21 protein-coding genes are annotated in these 15588 nt (G+C 61.2%); 14 read left to right on the top strand and 7 right to left on the bottom strand.

All coding sequences use genetic code 11. The annotated features are described in order from the left end of the window. Positions 1 to 6 precede the first annotated feature (6 nt). The 3 genes from ACR0BA_RS07350 to ACR0BA_RS07340 are packed head-to-tail and all read left to right on the top strand — an operon-like array spanning position 7 to position 2398. Entirely contained in the window at positions 7 to 1128 is a 1122-nt protein-coding gene (locus ACR0BA_RS07350; protein WP_480727129.1) for an aminodeoxychorismate synthase component I, read from the top strand. Continuing rightward, positions 1083 to 1730, top strand: a complete 648-nt coding sequence (locus ACR0BA_RS07345; RefSeq protein ID WP_480727128.1) for an aminotransferase class IV family protein — start codon at positions 1083 to 1085, stop codon at positions 1728 to 1730. Before ACR0BA_RS07350 ends, ACR0BA_RS07345 begins: the two co-directional genes overlap by 46 nt. Continuing rightward, positions 1727 to 2398 carry a CPBP family intramembrane glutamic endopeptidase gene (locus ACR0BA_RS07340; RefSeq protein WP_480727126.1) on the top strand — a complete coding sequence of 224 codons (672 nt, stop codon included), beginning with the start codon at positions 1727 to 1729 and terminating at the stop codon, positions 2396 to 2398. The genes ACR0BA_RS07345 and ACR0BA_RS07340 overlap by 4 nt, the downstream gene beginning before the upstream one ends. Before the next feature lie 5 nt (positions 2399 to 2403). On the opposite strand, the gene ACR0BA_RS07335 is transcribed toward ACR0BA_RS07340, so the two are convergent. After that, entirely contained in the window at positions 2404 to 3630 is a 1227-nt protein-coding gene (locus ACR0BA_RS07335; protein WP_480727125.1) for a class I SAM-dependent methyltransferase, read from the bottom strand. Positions 3631 to 3825: 195 nt separating this feature from the next. Here ACR0BA_RS07335 and aspS point away from each other — a divergent pair, with 195 nt between their 5' ends. Further along, entirely contained in the window at positions 3826 to 5601 is a 1776-nt protein-coding gene (aspS, locus tag ACR0BA_RS07330; RefSeq protein ID WP_170364775.1) for an aspartate--tRNA ligase, read from the top strand. 263 nt (positions 5602 to 5864) lie between these two features. Here aspS and ACR0BA_RS07325 read toward each other — a convergent pair whose 3' ends face one another. After that, positions 5865 to 6584 carry a response regulator gene (locus tag ACR0BA_RS07325; RefSeq protein WP_480727124.1) on the bottom strand — a complete coding sequence of 240 codons (720 nt, stop codon included), beginning with the start codon at positions 6582 to 6584 and terminating at the stop codon, positions 5865 to 5867. Positions 6585 to 6718: 134 nt separating this feature from the next. Here ACR0BA_RS07325 and mce point away from each other — a divergent pair, with 134 nt between their 5' ends. Beyond that, positions 6719 to 7123, top strand: coding sequence for a methylmalonyl-CoA epimerase (mce, locus tag ACR0BA_RS07320; RefSeq protein ID WP_093964690.1), 405 nt, complete (start codon positions 6719 to 6721; stop codon positions 7121 to 7123). Positions 7124 to 7145: 22 nt separating this feature from the next. Continuing rightward, on the top strand, positions 7146 to 7421 hold the full coding sequence (locus ACR0BA_RS07315; RefSeq protein WP_093964691.1) for a DUF1467 family protein: 276 nt from the start codon (positions 7146 to 7148) through the stop codon (positions 7419 to 7421). Here ACR0BA_RS07315 and ACR0BA_RS07310 read toward each other — a convergent pair whose 3' ends face one another. Together ACR0BA_RS07310 and ACR0BA_RS07305 are read right to left on the bottom strand one after the other, a co-directional pair. Then, positions 7422 to 8123: an EI24 domain-containing protein gene (locus ACR0BA_RS07310; protein ID WP_480727122.1), complete on the bottom strand. Its 702-nt coding sequence runs from the start codon at positions 8121 to 8123 to the stop codon at positions 7422 to 7424. Next, on the bottom strand, positions 8120 to 8698 hold the full coding sequence (locus ACR0BA_RS07305; protein ID WP_480727120.1) for a nitroreductase family protein: 579 nt from the start codon (positions 8696 to 8698) through the stop codon (positions 8120 to 8122). Before ACR0BA_RS07305 ends, ACR0BA_RS07310 begins: the two co-directional genes overlap by 4 nt. Before the next feature lie 123 nt (positions 8699 to 8821). Between ACR0BA_RS07305 and ACR0BA_RS07300 the strand changes: the two genes are divergently transcribed. Next, the gene (locus ACR0BA_RS07300; protein ID WP_480727119.1) at positions 8822 to 9097 is read left to right on the top strand and encodes a DUF167 domain-containing protein; all 276 of its coding nucleotides are present in this window, start codon (positions 8822 to 8824) and stop codon (positions 9095 to 9097) included. On the opposite strand, the gene ACR0BA_RS07295 is transcribed toward ACR0BA_RS07300, so the two are convergent. Next, the gene (locus ACR0BA_RS07295; RefSeq protein WP_093964694.1) at positions 9094 to 9333 is read right to left on the bottom strand and encodes a hypothetical protein; all 240 of its coding nucleotides are present in this window, start codon (positions 9331 to 9333) and stop codon (positions 9094 to 9096) included. The genes ACR0BA_RS07300 and ACR0BA_RS07295 overlap by 4 nt on opposite strands. Before the next feature lie 118 nt (positions 9334 to 9451). On the opposite strand from ACR0BA_RS07295, the gene ACR0BA_RS07290 reads away from it, so the two are divergent. The 5 genes from ACR0BA_RS07290 to ACR0BA_RS07270 all read left to right on the top strand — a co-directional run bounded on the left by ACR0BA_RS07290 (position 9452) and on the right by ACR0BA_RS07270 (position 11380). After that, complete coding sequence (locus tag ACR0BA_RS07290; RefSeq protein ID WP_480727117.1) at positions 9452 to 10150, top strand: M48 family metalloprotease; 699 nt, start codon at positions 9452 to 9454, stop codon at positions 10148 to 10150. Then, positions 10147 to 10515 (top strand): YigZ family protein, encoded by a 369-nt coding sequence (locus ACR0BA_RS07285; RefSeq protein ID WP_222457376.1) that lies wholly within the window; start codon positions 10147 to 10149, stop codon positions 10513 to 10515. The genes ACR0BA_RS07290 and ACR0BA_RS07285 overlap by 4 nt, the downstream gene beginning before the upstream one ends. 69 nt (positions 10516 to 10584) lie before the next feature. Next, complete coding sequence (locus tag ACR0BA_RS07280; protein ID WP_170450899.1) at positions 10585 to 10836, top strand: DUF6455 family protein; 252 nt, start codon at positions 10585 to 10587, stop codon at positions 10834 to 10836. Positions 10837 to 10853: 17 nt separating this feature from the next. Further along, complete coding sequence (locus tag ACR0BA_RS07275; protein WP_480727116.1) at positions 10854 to 11126, top strand: DUF6455 family protein; 273 nt, start codon at positions 10854 to 10856, stop codon at positions 11124 to 11126. Beyond that, positions 11123 to 11380 carry a DUF6455 family protein gene (locus tag ACR0BA_RS07270; RefSeq protein WP_093964699.1) on the top strand — a complete coding sequence of 86 codons (258 nt, stop codon included), beginning with the start codon at positions 11123 to 11125 and terminating at the stop codon, positions 11378 to 11380. Before ACR0BA_RS07275 ends, ACR0BA_RS07270 begins: the two co-directional genes overlap by 4 nt. Before the next feature lie 5 nt (positions 11381 to 11385). Here the strand turns inward: ACR0BA_RS07270 and ACR0BA_RS07265 are convergent, their stop codons facing one another. Then, positions 11386 to 11628, bottom strand: a complete 243-nt coding sequence (locus tag ACR0BA_RS07265) for a CDGSH iron-sulfur domain-containing protein (RefSeq protein ID WP_480727115.1) — start codon at positions 11626 to 11628, stop codon at positions 11386 to 11388. 229 nt (positions 11629 to 11857) lie between these two features. Between ACR0BA_RS07265 and ACR0BA_RS07260 the strand changes: the two genes are divergently transcribed. Continuing rightward, the gene (locus tag ACR0BA_RS07260) at positions 11858 to 12046 is read left to right on the top strand and encodes a hypothetical protein (protein ID WP_244952318.1); all 189 of its coding nucleotides are present in this window, start codon (positions 11858 to 11860) and stop codon (positions 12044 to 12046) included. A gap of 58 nt (positions 12047 to 12104) precedes the next feature. On the opposite strand, the gene rimO is transcribed toward ACR0BA_RS07260, so the two are convergent. Further along, a complete protein-coding gene (rimO, locus tag ACR0BA_RS07255; RefSeq protein WP_480636551.1) occupies positions 12105 to 13496 on the bottom strand; it encodes a 30S ribosomal protein S12 methylthiotransferase RimO in 1392 nt (463 codons plus the stop codon). Positions 13497 to 13594: 98 nt separating this feature from the next. On the opposite strand from rimO, the gene ACR0BA_RS07250 reads away from it, so the two are divergent. After that, positions 13595 to 15574 carry an AsmA family protein gene (locus ACR0BA_RS07250; RefSeq protein ID WP_480727114.1) on the top strand — a complete coding sequence of 660 codons (1980 nt, stop codon included), beginning with the start codon at positions 13595 to 13597 and terminating at the stop codon, positions 15572 to 15574. Positions 15575 to 15588 lie beyond the last annotated feature (14 nt).

The raw sequence follows: 15588 nt of genomic DNA, 5'->3' as shown, positions 1-15588 counted from the left end.
AAGCAATTGCGCATTCGTTTCGATCATGGACCCGCCGGTCCGGGCACCGGTTTCGACCGGCCTGCCCAGGTGATCCGCGCCGACCGGGCGGAGCAGGTGCCCCAGGCATTGGCGGCGCTGGATGACGCGCGCGCGCAGGGCGGCTGGCTGGCCGGATATGCCAGCTACGAGCTTGGCTATGCGCTTGAGCCGAAACTGACCGCAAGGCTGCCCGCGAATTGTCGATTGCCGCTTTTGTGCTTTGGGGTGTTCGATGGCCCAAGCGTGCAGGACCTGCCGCCCGGTGCGGCCGGTTTGAGCGCGTTCCAGCCGCGTTGGAGCGAGGCGCGCTATGCCGAAGCCTTCCGCGCCGTGCATGATGCGATCGGGGCCGGGGACATCTATCAGGCCAACCTGACCTTTCCCATCGACCTGGAAACCGAGGGCGACAGTGCCGCGCTCTATGCCGCGCTGACCGCCGGGCAGCCGGTCGGCCATGGCGCGCTGGTGCAGCAGGACGGGCTGCCCGACTTGCTCAGCCGTTCGCCCGAGCTGTTCTTCCGCACCGATGCCGACGGGATGATCGAGACCCGGCCGATGAAGGGCACCCAGCCGCGCAGCGCCGATCTGGCCGAAGATGCGCGGCGGCGCGATTTCCTGTCCTCGGACGAAAAGAACCGGGCCGAGAACCTGATGATCGTGGACCTGCTGCGCAATGACATCAGCCGCGTGGCGCTGCCGGGAACCGTTCAGGTGCCCGAGCTGTTCAAGGTCGAGACCTACGCCACCGTGCATCAGATGGTGTCGCTGGTGCAGGCGCGGCTGCAGGTGGGGGCCGGGCTGTCCGACATCCTGGCGGCGCTGTTTCCCTGTGGATCGATTACCGGGGCGCCCAAGATCCGTGCGATGGAGATTCTGTCGGATCTGGAGCCCTGGCCGCGCGACATCTACTGCGGCACCATCGGCTGGGCCGCGCCGGACGGGCGGTCGGAGTTCAACGTCGCAATCCGGACCTTGATGGTCGAGGGCAATCGGGCCACGTTGAACGTCGGCGGAGGCGTCGTCTGGGACAGCACCGCCGCATCGGAATACGAGGAAGCGCTATGGAAAGCCCGGTTCGCGCACCAACTGAGCCTGATTTCCGCCTGATCGAAACCTTTGCGTTTCGACCCGGGCAGGGCTTTGTACGTGTGACCCGTCACCTGCGGCGCATGGCGCGGACGGCTGACTGGCTGGGTGTTCGGTTCGACGTGCGGCGCGTCGGCGAAGTGGTGGACGGTGCGTCCGGCGCTGATCGGCTGCGGTGTCGGTTGACTCTGGACCTGACCGGTGCACCCAAGATCACCACGGGGCCTTTGGCAGACAACCCGCCGGGCTGGACGGTGGGTCTGGCGACAACAAGGCTGACGTCCTCGGACATCTGGCTGCGCCACAAGACCACCCGCCGCGCGATCTACGATCAAGCGCGGGCGGAATTACCCGACGGCGTGGACGAGCTGTTGTTCCTGAACGAACGGGATGAACTGTGCGAGGGCACCATCACCAACCTGTTCGTCGAAACTGAAGACGGGCGCCTGCTGACACCTCCGGTTGCCGCGGGCCTGCTGCCGGGCATACTGCGTGAGGAGTTGATCGAAACCGGACGCGCGACCGAGGCGGTCCTGACCCTGCATGACCTAGTCGCCGCGCACCGGGTCTGGATGGGCAATTCCTTACGCGGTTTGATACCGGCCAAGGTAATGCTGCCATGAGCGACCGCAGCTCCGCGCGTGGATTGCAGGTGTCGAACCTGCGCCTGAAGGCTGAATTCGTGGCGTTCTATGTCGCGGTTCCCTTGCTAATCGCGGTTCTGTTTCCACCCGACTGGATGTTTCCGGCTCTGTTCTTCTTCACCGCCATCGGAATCGCCTTGCTGCATCGCACTCCGGGCTTTTCCTGGGCCGAGCTGCGCTATGGCTGGCGCAACTGGCGCTGGGCCGAGGTGATCGGGTTTTCATTGGCAATGGCGGCAATCTGTTCGGCCCTAGTGATGGCTACGCGCCCCGATGCGGCCTTTTTCCTGCTGCTGAACCGGCCCGAATTTCTGGTCGTGATCTGGCTGGGCTATCCGTTGCTGTCGGCACTGCCGCAAGAACTGCTGTTCCGCACGCTGTTCTATCGCCGCTATCACGCGATCCTGCCTAACGGCGCGGCCTTGCCGTTGCTGAACGCCGGGCTGTTTGCCTTTGCCCACCTGATGTATTGGAGCTGGATCGTCACCGTGATGACATTCGCGGGCGGGCTGCTGTTTTCCTGGGCCTACCGCAAGCGCGGGTCGTTCTTCTATGCGGTGCTGCTGCACGCGATCGCGGGCAACATCATCTTTGCCGCCGGGCTGGGCGTGTTCTTCTATTCCGGAAACGTGCAGCGCCCGTTCTAGGTGCTTTACTCCGCGGCATCGCGCATGTCCTGATCGGGCTGATACAGATAGTCCCGCGTCAACGGCGCCGCGTCGCGGCGATGACCCAGCTGCAGTTGGAACACGGTCTGGTCGCGCTCCTCGAACACCAGGATGCAGGCGGTCAGATAGAACCGCCACATGCGGATGAACCGGTCGTCATACATCGCGCGCACCTGGTTCAGGTTGCTCTCGAACCGGTCGCGCCAAGCACGCAGGGTCAGGGCATAATGCAGCCGCAGGCTTTCGACATCCAGAAACCACAGACCGGTGCGTGCCACGGGTTTGACGATTTCCTCGAGCGACGGGACATAGCCGCCCGGGAAGATGTACTTGTTCAGCCAGGGCGACTGGCCGGTGGGCGGCCCGTTGCGGCCGATGGAATGGATCAACGCCACGCCGTCGGGCTTCAACAGGGCTGCGACCCGGTCGAAATAGGTGCGCAGCTGTGGCGCGCCCACATGCTCCAGCATCCCGACCGAGACGATCCGGTCGAACTGATCCTGCATCTGCCGGTAGTCCATCAGCCGAATGTCGATGCGGTCGGTCAGCCCGGCCTTCTGCACCCGCGCGGTCGCGGTGCGGTGCTGGTTCTGCGACAGGGTCAGCCCGGTCACCTGCACGCCGTGGTCACGTGCCAGCGTCAGGGCCAGACCGCCCCAGCCGCAGCCGATGTCCAGCACGCGCATGCCGGGCTCAAGGCACAGCTTACGCGCGATATGCGCCTTTTTGGCGGCTTGTGCCTGTTCCAAAGTCATCCAGGGCTGCTGGAAATAGGCGCAGCTGTACTGCATGTCAGGGTCCAGCATCAGCCGGTAGAAGTCGTCGGAAAGGTCATAGTGATGCGCCACGTTGCGCCGCGCCGAGCGGACCGAGTTGCGCTGCAGGATCGGCCGCAGCAGATACCCGGCCCAGTCCTGGATCTGCTGCAGCAGGGGCAATGACCCGCTGGCCGCACATCGAATCGCGATCCGCATGGCGCTTTCCAAACCGCCTTCGTCGACGGTCAGGGTGCCGTCGATGTAGCCCTCGCCAAATGCCATCTCGGGGCTGTGCACCAGGCGCGCCATCAATGCAGGGTCATGCAGGGTGATATGCGCCTCGGGCTGCGTGGCGTCGCCATAGGTGCGCGCCGTCCCGTCAGGATAGGTGATCCGCAGAGTTCCGCGGGTGATGAAACCCCGCAATACGCGATCCAAAACAGTTTGCCACATCGGCCGAAAACCTCCTTGCTCAAGGGGCCTGGCTCCCGCGTGCCGGGAAAACTATTTGAGTTCACATGTCCGAAACATAGCGATTTTTTTCGAATTTGTCTGCATTCCGGCCCGCATCGCGCCCCGACACTTGACTTCCCGACCCGATCGCGGTGTATCGGCGCGACGAATTCAGCGCCCGAAGGGATATCATCCATGCACGCCTATCGCAGCCACACCTGCGCCGATCTGACCGCCGCCAATGTCGGTGAAACCGTCCGCCTGTCGGGCTGGGTTCACCGGGTGCGAGATCACGGCGGCGTGCTGTTCATCGACCTGCGTGACCACTACGGCGTGACCCAGGTCCTGTGCGACGGCGACAGCGCCGCGTTCAGCGCGTTGGAGAAAGTGCGCTCGGAATGGTGCATCCGCATCGACGGCACGGTCAAGGCGCGCGATCCCGAGTTGGTGAACCCCAAGCTTCCCACCGGCGAGATCGAGGTCTATGTCCGCGAACTGGAAGTGCTGGGCGCGGCCGAGGAACTGCCGCTGATGGTGTTCGGCGATCAGGAATACCCCGAAGAAACCCGCCTGCGCTATCGCTACCTGGACCTGCGCCGCGAGGCGATGCAGCGCAATATGGCGCTGCGCTCGGACGTGGTGGCCAGCATGCGCCGCCGCATGTGGGATCAGGGCTTCCGCGAATATCAGACGCCGATCATCACCGCCTCCAGCCCCGAGGGCGCGCGCGACTTCCTGGTGCCCTCGCGTCTGCATCCGGGCAAGTTCTATGCGTTGCCGCAGGCGCCGCAGCAGTTCAAGCAGCTGATCATGGTGTCGGGCTTCGACAAGTATTTCCAAATCGCGCCCTGCTTCCGCGACGAAGACCCGCGCGCCGACCGGTCGCCCACGGATTTCTACCAACTCGACCTCGAGATGTCCTTTGTCACCCAGCAGGACGTGTTCGATACCATCCAGCCAGTTCTGACGGGGATCTTTGAAGAATTCGGCGGTGGCCGGAAGGTTGATCAGGAATGGCCGCAGATTTCCTACAAGGACGCGGCGCTGTGGTATGGCACCGACAAGCCCGATCTGCGCAACCCGATCAAGATGCAAGTGGTGTCTGAACACTTCCGCGGGTCCGGTTTCGCGATTTTCGCCAAGCTGCTGGAACAGGAAGGTACCGAGATCCGCGCGATCCCCGCGCCGGGTGGCGGCAGCCGCAAGTTCTGCGACCGCATGAACGCCTTTGCACAGAAAGAAGGTCTGCCCGGTATGGGCTATATCTTCTGGCGTGATCAGGGTGAGGGGATGGAAGCGGCCGGCCCGCTGGCCAAGAACATCGGCCCTGAACGCACCGAGGCAATTCGCCAGCAGCTGGGCCTTGGGGTCGGTGACGCGGCGTTCTTCCTGGGTGGTAAGCCCAAAGCCTTTGAAAAAGTCGCCGGCAAGGCGCGCGACGTTATCGGCGAAGAGCTGGGCCTGACCGACAAGGACCGGTTCGCCTTTGCCTGGATCGTGGATTTCCCGATCTACGAGAAGGACGAGGAAACCGGCGAGATCGATTTCGAACACAACCCGTTCTCGATGCCGCAGGGTGGCATGGAGGCGCTGCAGGGCGACCCGCTTGAGGTCAAGGGCTATCAGTACGACCTGGCCTGCAACGGTTACGAGCTGGTGTCGGGTGCGATCCGGAACCACAAGCCCGAAATCATGCTCAAGGCGTTCGAACTGGCCGGCTACGGCGAGGACGAGGTCAAAAGCCGCTTTGGCGCGCTGTTCAACGCGTTCCACTATGGAGCTCCGCCGCACGGGGGCTGCGCCGCCGGTATCGACCGGATCGTCATGCTGCTTGCGGACGAGGCCAACATCCGCGAGGTCATGATGTTCCCGATGAACCAGCGCGCCGAAGATCTGATGATGCAAGCGCCTTCGGACCCGACTTCGGATCAGCTGATGGAACTGGGCCTGCGGGTCATCCCTCAGGAATGAGCCAAGGACCGTACCCAGAGTGTGAAAAACCTTTGGGTGCGGTCAAAACTACTGCGGTGGCGCGAAGCGAACTTTCCGCCAAGTACTTCAGTGCTTATCGGTGCCCGCGTTTTCCAAGTGGCTAAAATCCCTTGAACTTGAAATCAGTCCAGCCAGTTCGGCTGTTTTTCGCGGTTGGCGCGAATGGTCCGTGCGGATCTGCGGGTGTGCCAATACCACCAAGCGCAGAGCATGGCTGTTGTCACGAAATAGGCCAGTGTCATTCAGATCGCCTTTCGTCTTTCCAGACGGCTTTGGACAAGACCGGCAACGCGCGCAGCCAAAGCTGTTACCGGAGCGCCCTTGGCGCGCGAGGATGCGAGGTCATGGGCTGCTTGTTCCAGAACCGTATCCTCGGCATCTCGGGCAACACCGCGCAGGAATTGCGCGGCATAGTCCAGCGTGCGTGAATCCGCAGGCCCGGTCAGAACATCTGCGATATGCGCCATGTCATCCTGATAAGCCAGCGGATCGGGGCAGATCTGTTCGTCTTTGACGGATTGGAGCGAACCCGGACGGCGGTCTTCGGGGAGGTTCTCCAGGATGGCCCTTTGGAAGCTGATCAGCGAATTCAACGGTTTCGCCAGAAAACCATCGGCTCCGGCTTGCAAGGCAAGCGTTTCGGCGCAGTCGTCGCCGGACATACCAAGGATGACGCTGATACGTGGGGAAACCGCGTTCAGTTCCGCGATCAGGTCTGCGCCAGAGCCGTCCGGCAGGCCCATATCCACCACGATCACCGACGGGCGATAGATCTGAAGGTGCCTGCGCGCCGACCTCAGGCAATCGGCCCTGCGAATGCGGGCGCCACTGTGCAGGCACATCAGTCGCATCGCATCACAGGCATAACGACTGTCCTCGACAACCAGAATGGTCTGACCCAGCAAAGGCCGGTTGGCGCTGGGGGCGACGGCGGATGGGGCGAACGGCACCGAATCGTCCATGGCAGAACTCCTTTCAGCAGATGCCCCACGCTAGGAACTCCTGGCTAACACAGGGTTAACGCGCGTTTTGGCGCACTTGCCCTTTGACAGGGCAGCCCCCATAAACGCTGCAACGCAGAACAGAGGAGACCGCCATGATTGGCCGCCTGAACCATGTCGCCATCGCCGTGCCCGACCTCGAGGCCGCATCCGCCCAATACCGCAACGCGCTGGGCGCCAAGGTTGGTGAACCTCAGGATGAACCGGATCATGGGGTTACGGTGGTCTTCATCGAACTGCCCAATACCAAGATCGAGCTGCTGTACCCGCTGGGCGACGACAGCCCGATCAACGGCTTCCTGGAAAAGAACCCGGCGGGTGGCATCCACCATGTCTGTTATGAGGTCGAGGACATCATCGCCGCACGGGATCACCTGAAGGCGACCGGTGCCCGGGTTCTGGGAACCGGAGAGCCCAAAATCGGCGCGCACGGCAAGCCTGTGCTGTTTCTGCACCCCAAGGACTTCAACGGGTGCCTTGTGGAGCTGGAGCAAGTCTGAGCCGGGCTGAGGAGGCCTCGAAATGACAATCACTGCTGCGCTGGTATTGTTCGCCGTGATCTGGTTCATGACCTTGTTGGTCGTGCTGCCGGTCCGGATCAAGACGCAGGGCGATCTGGGCGACATCGTGCCGGGGACCCATGCGGGCGCTCCGGAAGTTCACCACATGAAGAAAAAGATCTGGATCACCACCGGTATTTCTATCGTGTTGTGGGCGGTGATCGCAGGGATCATTGTTTCTGGCGTAATCTCAGTTCGTGATTTCGACTGGTTGAACCAGATGGAACCGCGCGAGTAATCAGTGCTCGGCCTGTCGCGACACCCCATGAAAGATATGCGTGAACGTTGCGGCTCCGATGATCGGAATGACAAGGTTTACCAGCGGGATCGACAGGGGGATGGCCATCAAGGTTCCGGCGACCCAGATCGTCCCGGCATGGCGTGCCCGCAACGCCCGCGCACCTTCGCGCCCAATCCGGCGCATGGCCGCCAGCGTGAAATACTCCCGACCCAGCAAAAACCCGTTCATTCCCCAAAAGATGAACGGAGCGAGGGGTGTGAACAGCGCGTAGAGGACCAGCGCCATTACGTTGGCCACGATCAAAACGCCCAAGAATCCCAACGAGTCCAACAGTGCGTCCCAGATCGGGACGGACGGAACAGGGGGGAGGTTCGGGTAATGCCGGTCTTCAACGGCCTGTGCGACCTCATCCAGAAACATCGATGTGATGGCTGAGGCCACCGGCACCATCAGAAAGACCGGCAGGATCAGAACCAGAAAGATCCCTGAATAGTTCAGAACGTCGTTCAACCACGGGACGTCTCCGACAAATGGCAGCGAGATCTCCTGACCAGAAAGGGCGTTGATGCCCCAAATCGCAACCGCACAGGCAACAACAAGCAGCACAATCGTCAGGCCGACACCGCGCAGTAGCACCGATCGGAATCGAGCATCGCCGAGCTGCCCCAAGGCCGCGAAGAACGCGTTGAGGATGATCATTCCGTCACCCACTCGGTGACTGCGGCCACGTCCGGGCGGGGCCTTTCGGGCGGAACGGCCCCTTCGGTTGCGATGTGAATCAGTCCGGCAATGCGTTCATTGTCGGCCAAACCCAAACCGCGTTCGCAGAATTCGCGGTCGTGCGACTGCCAACCTGAAAGCCAGTTGGCACCCCAACCCGCAGCAAGGGCTGCGTTGAGCAGTGCAAGGCAGACCGCCCCGGCCGAGTAGGTTTGTTCGATTCCAGGGATTTTCGGCGATGGTTTTTGCACTTCGATGACGGCAACAGCGAGATGCCCCATATCGAACTGACTACGGGCCTTGGCAATGTCTTCGGGGCTTTTCCCCAGCGCAACGCCTCGTTCCTCGGTCAGATCGGCCAATCGCGGCATTGCGGCTTTTTCGATGACGATGAAACGCCAAGGTTCCAACTTGCCATGATCGGGGCTGCGAGCGGCTGCGGTCAGCAACGGGATCAATTCGTCGCGGGTCGGCGCCGGGGCCATCAACGTCTTGGCGGGCCGCGACCTGCGCGACTGCAGGAACTCGAACGCAGCCGGGTTTTTCAGCGTCATATGTTAAATTCCTTTACATGGTTCTGTCGTATCTCGGGCAGACACGCGCCGGTTTCAAGGGCAAGATGCAAAACTGTTGGATATTGTGCCACCCGGCACCGTCCAAATGCGGAAGAGAACGTGATGGCAAAACCGAAACTGCGAAACCTGCCGGACCTTGCGCATCTGGCGCGACCCGGGCAATCGATTCCCGTGCGGGTGACTCCCAAAGCTGCGCAGGACCGGATTTTTTTCAACGGGGCGACAGTGCACATCGCTGTCACCGCCGTGCCCGAGGATGGAAAGGCGAACCTGGCCGTGGTCAAGCTGCTGGCCCGGGCCATGGGTGCCTCACCGTCAGCTTTGACGCTGAAAAAAGGCCATACAGGGCGCGACAAGGTCTTTGTCTACGATCCCTAGGCTGGTGTCTCCCTGATCTGGTAGACCCCTTCGGGCAGATCCAGAGCGGCGGCAAGATCGCGCACCTGTTCGGGCGAAAGGGTGATTTTCTGCATCTGGTCCGTTCGGGGGTCCAACTGCTCGATCGTTACGCACTCGGCGAAACTGTTGATCACCACGTCTTCTTGCAAAGGCTCCGGGCCTTCGTCCACCAGGGTAATGACTGTCGAGTCGAATTCATGCTCAATCGAAAACATGTTCCCAGACTGCCCAGCCTGCGATCGCAATGCAACCCGCTGATTGGGTTTCGGGCTGTGGTCAGGGGGGCCACATCGCGCTAAGCTTTCCTGCCGGCACGAACAGAAAGGATCCGGAATGCACCGCCTCAGGTTTTTGCTGGTCTTGGTTGTGTCCGCATGCACTGCGGGCGGGTTCATTGCGGTTGATGATTGGTCACCATCCTCGCCCGAACTGCGCGACTCGGCACTGACGTTTCAGCAGGTCAGCAGATCGGTCGGGGCGGCGGCGCAAAAAGTCTGTCAGCGCGAGACACGGGGGCAGAACTGCGATTTCGGCATTCTGATCGACACGGATCCGTTTGCCGAGCCAAATGCGTTCCAAACGTTGGACAAGGATGGGCGTCCGTTCATCATTTTCACGCAGGAAATGGTCAAGTCGACGCAGAACGCTGACGAGATGGCGTTCGTGATGGGACACGAGGCGGCGCATCACATCCTGGGCCACATCGCCCGGCAGGTAAAAAACGCCAAGGAAGGGGCTCGAATTTTCGGAGAACTGGCTGAGGCGCAAGGCGAGGACGCGGCAGGAATTGAACGTGCTCAGAAGCTGGGTGCCGAGGTCGGAGTTCAGAGCTACACGAAAGAATTCGAGCTTGAAGCGGACCGGATGGGAACTTTGATCACCTATTCGGCCGGGTACAATCCGCTGGTCGGCATGGCCTACTTCGGCCGGATTCCCGATCCGGGTGACCGCTTTCTGGCGTCTCATCCGCCCAATGCCAAGCGCATCGATGTTGTTCTGGAAACAGCCGCCCAGCTCGGCTTGACCCAATGACCCAGATCCAGCGGATGGGGGTCGTGCTGACGGACCGAGGCTCGAAATACGCGGTGAGCGGCGCGCCCGTCAGGTCGCGAGATGAGGTCGATGCGGTATTGCGCGACCTTAAATCGGACAAGGCATATGCCAAGGCGACCCATAACACGTGGGCCGCGATTTTGCCGACCGGCGCTCTCAAGGCAGATGATGGCGAAACCGGTGCGGGGATGGTCATATTGCGCATGTTGGAACGCGCCGGTGTGCAGGATCACGTGGTCATTGTGACCCGATGGTATGGCGGCAAAAAGCTGGGCGGAGATCGTTTCAGGCGCGTCCAGGACGCCACACGGGCCTACCTGGACGACCTGGGGGTAGTCTCTTGACCTGAATCAAGGGCGCCGCGGGGTTATGGCGCTAGTGTTCTTTTCAGCGAGACAGCGAAAGGAACTCGGATGTCCAGACGCGAAGAACTGCGCCGCCACGCCGCTTTGGTGGATCGAATGGCCCTGAAACTGGGCGTTGACCTGCAGGAGGCCGCAATCGGCGGTTCGGTTTCCATCGACGAAATCACCGACGCGGTGCTGCGCTGTACAGGCTGTACGAACCCCGATCACTGCGACCGCGCGTTGGCGCTTCAAAACAGCGACGGACGGCCACCGGAGTATTGCCGAAACCAGGAGTTGCTGGCCAGGCTTGCACCCTAGCGCGGACGGGCAGAACCATGAACGTCCTTGGCCAGACCATGAAACATGTACGCCTTGTTCTGCGGATGGGGCAGGCGACCGGCGTTGACCTTGTAGATGCCCATCGCACGGGTCGGCTCAGTCCCGACGAATGGGCCCGCATGGTGGGACGGTGCCGGGGCTGCGAGTGGGCTTGCGACTGTACCGATTGGCAGACGCACCGAGGTGGCAGGGTTGAGGCCCCAGAGACATGTCCGAACCGGAACCGATTCGCCAAACTTAAGACGCTGCAGAATCAGGAAAAACAATGAAACATGTGCGACTCGGAGACATAGAAAAACACTTCTGGCTAACGCGGTCGGTTGCGCGCTGCATGGAAATCTCGCTGTCCGAAGCCATCGCCGAAGGGCGGCTGACCGCGCAGGGATACAGCGAAATGGTGACCCGTTGTCGAGCCGCTGACTGCAGCGAAAGATGTGCCGTCTGGCTTGCGTGCCAACAGAGCCGGGCGACCGCCGCCCCGGAATTTTGCGCGAATGCCAAGGCTTTGAATGCGCTGACCTGATTGGCCTAAAGCTTGGAATGGCTTCCGTCGCACAGCGGCGGATTAGCGGTTTGCTTGCATCCGCAGAAGAAGACCTTCTTGCTTGATTCTGCTACATATTTTACCGGCTCGACCCCGGTTTCCTTGTGCGAACCGTCGCAGAATGGCTGACGTTTGGAGCGTCCGCAAGCGCACCAGAAGTAGCTTTTGCCTTCAGTCACCTCGATGGGGTAGGGCGATTTCTGGGCGATTTGAGATCCTTTTGGCATTCTGGCGCTCCGGCTGTTGAAAGGGACATCCGTGAGCTTAGCCCAACGCAGAGAAATGTGTAGTTCGCGCGTCCCGGTCCGGCGGTGGCACGTCGCGGTGCAAGCGTGGATTCGCCTCTGATCACACGGATGTGACCGTATCTGTTGCCAGAAAGCCGAACTGCCCGTATCCTTAGCCTGGCCCCGAAAAGTTGGGCAATATCAGAAAAGTATTAAAGGATTGATGGACATGAAACTGAAATTCGCTGCCGCCGGCGCCTTTGTTTTGATCCTGACTGCTTGCTCGCAGCAGGAAGAGCCCACCCCGGTTTACGTTCAGCCAAGCTATGACAAATATGGCTCGCCCAGCTGTTCGGCAGGCTATGAACTGGCCACCACCGAGGCCGGCCAGACCGTGTGTAACCCGGTCACTCAATAAGCTTTTTGCAGACGGTCCCGATTTGGGGGCCGTCTGCCTTCTTCCGCCGGATGGCGGTTCAGCGCACCAGCTTCCCCCACAGATCGTATTCACCAGCCTCGTCGACCTGAACAAGGACGATGTCGCCGGGTTTCAGGTTTTCATGACCGTCGTCGATGAACAGGTTGCCATCGATCTCAGGCGCGTCTGACTTGGTGCGGCAGGTGGCGGCCTCGGCATCCACCTCGTCCACGATCACTTGGATTCTCTGGCCCACTTTTGACGCGAGTTTTGCTTCGGAGATCGCCTGGGCCTTTTGCATGAAACGCTCCCAGCGCTCTTGCTTGATCTCATCCGGGACGTGATCCGGCAAGTCGTTCGAGCGGGCCCCTTCAACGTTTTCGTATTGGAAGCACCCGACGCGATCCAACTGCGCCTCGTCCATCCAATCCAGCAGGGTCTGGAACTCGGCCTCGGTCTCCCCGGGGTAGCCGACAATGAAGGTCGATCGCAGCGTGATGTCTGGGCAAATCGCGCGCCAGGCGGCGATCTCGTCCAGTGTCTTGGCGCCGGCAGCGGGGCGCGCCATTCGTTTCAGAACGTCCGGATGCGCGTGTTGGAACGGGATGTCCAAGTAGGGCAAAAGGTTGCTGCCTGCATCCGCCATCAGCGGGATCAACTCGCGCACATGTGGATAGGGGTAGACGTAGTGCAGTCGTATCCACGCATCCAGTTGGCCCAGTTCACGGGCCAGATCGGTAATGTGGCTGCGCACCTCCCGGTCTTTCCAGGGGTTCACGTCGTATTTTCGATCCAGGCCAAAGGCCGAGGTGTCCTGGCTGATCACCAGTAATTCGCGCACACCGCTGTCGACCAGTTTTTCAGCCTCGCGCAGAACGGCGTGGGCCGGTCGGCTGGCCAGTTTTCCGCGCATATCCGGGATGATGCAGAACTTGCACTTGTGATTACAGCCCTCGGAAATCTTGAGATAGCTGTAGTGGCGCGGGGTCAGCTTCACGCCCGAAGCCGGCAACAGATCCACATACGGATTGGGATCAGGCGGAACGGCGGCGTGAACGGCATCCAGCACCTGTTCATACTGGTGCGGCCCGGTCACGGCCAGGATCCGGGGGTGATGTTCGCGGATGTAGTCAGGTTCCGCGCCCAGGCACCCGGTCACGATGACCTTGCCATTTTCCACCAGCGCCTCGCCGATTGCTTCGAGGCTTTCGGCCTTGGCGCTGTCCAGAAACCCGCAGGTGTTCACGATCACGGCATCCGCACCTGAATAGTTGGGCGAGATCCCGTATCCTTCGGCGCGCAGGCGCGTCAGGATGCGCTCGCTGTCGACCAGTGCCTTGGGACATCCCAAGGACACCATTCCGATGGTGGGTTGGCCGCTGCGCGGTGCGTCGGTGATCCGGGCTGCGGGTGCCAGATCGGGGCGTAGGTTTGGCGGGTTGGTGCTCATTGCGCGGCATATAGTGGGGAAATCTTCCCCTTGCAAATCCTTCGCACGCGAGGAACATCGAAGCTGAGGCAAAAAGCCGGCAAGGCAGAGAGCAAATCATGAAGTGGCTGATACGCATTCTATTCATTCTGGTTGCGGTCGCGGGGCTGGTGATCGGGGCGTTGCTTTTGATGCCCGGCGACAAGCTGGGCAAAATCCTCGCTGAACAGGTCAAGGCGCAGACCGGGCGTGAACTGACGTTGTCCGGTGATGTCCGCCTGTCCTTTTGGCCGGTTCTGGGAATGGAAACCGGGCCGGTTACGTTTGGGAACGCGCCCTGGGCCAGCTCCGAACCGATGCTGAGCGCGCAAAGCCTGGCAGTTGGCGTGGACGCATCAGCGCTGTTGGCGGGGGATGTGCGTATCCGGCGCGTCGTGGCCGAAGATCCCGTCTTGCGGCTGGAGCTGTCACAAGGGCGGGGCAACTGGGAAATGTCAGCGTCGCAAACCGGGGCGTCAAACACGGGCTCTGGCAATGCAGATGCGCCCGCACCCAACTCAGCGGCACCGACCGAGACCGGAACCGTGACCCTTGACCAACTGGAGCTCAGCAACGCGCGTCTGGTTTATGTGGAAAACGGTGTCCCTCAGATGGATTTTTCCGGGGTCGATCTGAAGGCCAGTTGGCCCGATGTCACTGCGCCGATGAAGATGAGTGCATCAATGCCGGTGCCCGGTGGCGCGGTTGAGGTTGATCTGGAAATTCCTGATTTACCTGCCTTCTCCAGTGGTGCGGTGACGCCATTGGTTCTTGGCCTGACAGCGCCGGGCGGAGAGATCAGTTTTGACGGGCGCGTCAACTTGGCCGGTGAAATGGACGGAAAAACTCATGTCCGGACCCCAAACACCGACGCGATGCTGGCCGCTTTTGGTCAGGGTGGGGTGTCAGTCCCCATGGGACTTGGACGGGTCGCGGATGTGTCCGGCCATATGACCTACACCAAGGATGGGCGCATTTCCTTGCGGGATATGCGGGCCGTTCTGGATCAGAACAGTTTTGACGGTGCCGCCGATATCGTTATCGCAAGCCCACCAAAGATTACTGCGCGGCTGAGCACCGGTGACCTTGACCTGACGCAGGCAACGGCCGGCAGCGCGCCCAACAGCGGCGGCACGGGCGGAGGAGGCAAACAAGCGCCCGAAGGCTGGTCCCAGGCGCCGATCGACGCGTCACCCCTTTCGTTGGCAAATGGAACGATCCGGTTGAAAGCCAATTCGATCGCTATTCCGGATATGACCTTTGGCCCCAGCGATCTAAGCCTCAGCCTGGATCGGTCGCGCGCGGTTCTGAAAATGGAACCGGCCACGCTGTTTTCCGGAAAGCTGACCGGAGAAGTCGTTGCCAACAACAGAAACGGACTGTCGGTCGGGGGCAACCTGACCGCCACCGGTATCGACCTCAAGCAGGCTTTGACCACATTGGGCGGTGTCGAACGTCTGTCCGGTACTGCGTCCGGAACATTACAATTCCTGGGCGTGGGGCAAACCGAAGCGCAGATCATGCGCTCGCTCAGCGGCAAGGGCAGCCTGGACGTCGGCAAGGGGGTGATCTCCGGGTTTGATCTGGATCGTCTGATGGGGCGCGGCGAAGGCAGTGGAGGAGCCACCGTCTTCAACAGCCTGACTGCCACCTACACGATTCAGGACGGCAACCTGACGAACAACGACCTTCTGATGCAGCTTGACAATTTCCGTGCCGATGGCGCGGGCCGTGTCGGGCTGGGCGCGCGGGATATCGACTATGTGTTCACGCCGGTCGCGCTGCGGGCGAACGGGGGCAATGGCATTGCCGTTCCCGTGCGGATCAAGGGGCCGTGGAGCGATCCGTCGATCAAGCCCGACCTGAGCAAGGTGATCGAAGCTGCGACGGAAGAAAAGCTCAAGGAACTGGAGCAGGACGCGAAGGACAAGGCGCTGAAGAAGGTCGGAGAGGAGTTGAATACAACCATCTCCGACAGCGAACAGGTCGAAGATGTACTGAAGCAGAAGCTTGAGGACGAGGCCAAGAAGGGTTTGCTTAAACTGCTGGGACGGGATTGAGAAAGGGGCGCCTC

The organism is Ruegeria sp. CI5, assembly GCF_056536885.1.
Note: the sequence above shows the minus strand (reverse complement) of the source record. Positions and strands in the feature narration are given on the sequence as shown.

Bases quoted from the DNA above. Each gene is read 5' to 3' on its own strand.
- ACR0BA_RS07345 (WP_480727128.1), top strand. From the start codon at position 1,083: ATGGAAAGCCCGGTTCGCGCACCAACTGAGCCTGATTTCCGCCTGATC.
- ACR0BA_RS07340 (WP_480727126.1), top strand. From the start codon at position 1,727: ATGAGCGACCGCAGCTCCGCGCGTGGATTGCAGGTGTCGAACCTGCGC.
- ACR0BA_RS07335 (WP_480727125.1), bottom strand. From the start codon at position 3,630: ATGTGGCAAACTGTTTTGGATCGCGTATTGCGGGGTTTCATCACCCGC.
- aspS (WP_170364775.1), top strand. From the start codon at position 3,826: ATGCACGCCTATCGCAGCCACACCTGCGCCGATCTGACCGCCGCCAAT.
- ACR0BA_RS07325 (WP_480727124.1), bottom strand. From the start codon at position 6,584: ATGGACGATTCGGTGCCGTTCGCCCCATCCGCCGTCGCCCCCAGCGCC.
- mce (WP_093964690.1), top strand. From the start codon at position 6,719: ATGATTGGCCGCCTGAACCATGTCGCCATCGCCGTGCCCGACCTCGAG.
- ACR0BA_RS07315 (WP_093964691.1), top strand. From the start codon at position 7,146: ATGACAATCACTGCTGCGCTGGTATTGTTCGCCGTGATCTGGTTCATG.
- ACR0BA_RS07310 (WP_480727122.1), bottom strand. From the start codon at position 8,123: ATGATCATCCTCAACGCGTTCTTCGCGGCCTTGGGGCAGCTCGGCGAT.
- ACR0BA_RS07305 (WP_480727120.1), bottom strand. From the start codon at position 8,698: ATGACGCTGAAAAACCCGGCTGCGTTCGAGTTCCTGCAGTCGCGCAGG.
- ACR0BA_RS07300 (WP_480727119.1), top strand. From the start codon at position 8,822: ATGGCAAAACCGAAACTGCGAAACCTGCCGGACCTTGCGCATCTGGCG.
- ACR0BA_RS07295 (WP_093964694.1), bottom strand. From the start codon at position 9,333: ATGTTTTCGATTGAGCATGAATTCGACTCGACAGTCATTACCCTGGTG.
- ACR0BA_RS07290 (WP_480727117.1), top strand. From the start codon at position 9,452: ATGCACCGCCTCAGGTTTTTGCTGGTCTTGGTTGTGTCCGCATGCACT.
- ACR0BA_RS07285 (WP_222457376.1), top strand. From the start codon at position 10,147: ATGACCCAGATCCAGCGGATGGGGGTCGTGCTGACGGACCGAGGCTCG.
- ACR0BA_RS07280 (WP_170450899.1), top strand. From the start codon at position 10,585: ATGTCCAGACGCGAAGAACTGCGCCGCCACGCCGCTTTGGTGGATCGA.
- ACR0BA_RS07275 (WP_480727116.1), top strand. From the start codon at position 10,854: ATGAACGTCCTTGGCCAGACCATGAAACATGTACGCCTTGTTCTGCGG.
- ACR0BA_RS07270 (WP_093964699.1), top strand. From the start codon at position 11,123: ATGAAACATGTGCGACTCGGAGACATAGAAAAACACTTCTGGCTAACG.
- ACR0BA_RS07265 (WP_480727115.1), bottom strand. From the start codon at position 11,628: ATGCCAAAAGGATCTCAAATCGCCCAGAAATCGCCCTACCCCATCGAG.
- ACR0BA_RS07260 (WP_244952318.1), top strand. From the start codon at position 11,858: ATGAAACTGAAATTCGCTGCCGCCGGCGCCTTTGTTTTGATCCTGACT.
- rimO (WP_480636551.1), bottom strand. From the start codon at position 13,496: ATGAGCACCAACCCGCCAAACCTACGCCCCGATCTGGCACCCGCAGCC.
- ACR0BA_RS07250 (WP_480727114.1), top strand. From the start codon at position 13,595: ATGAAGTGGCTGATACGCATTCTATTCATTCTGGTTGCGGTCGCGGGG.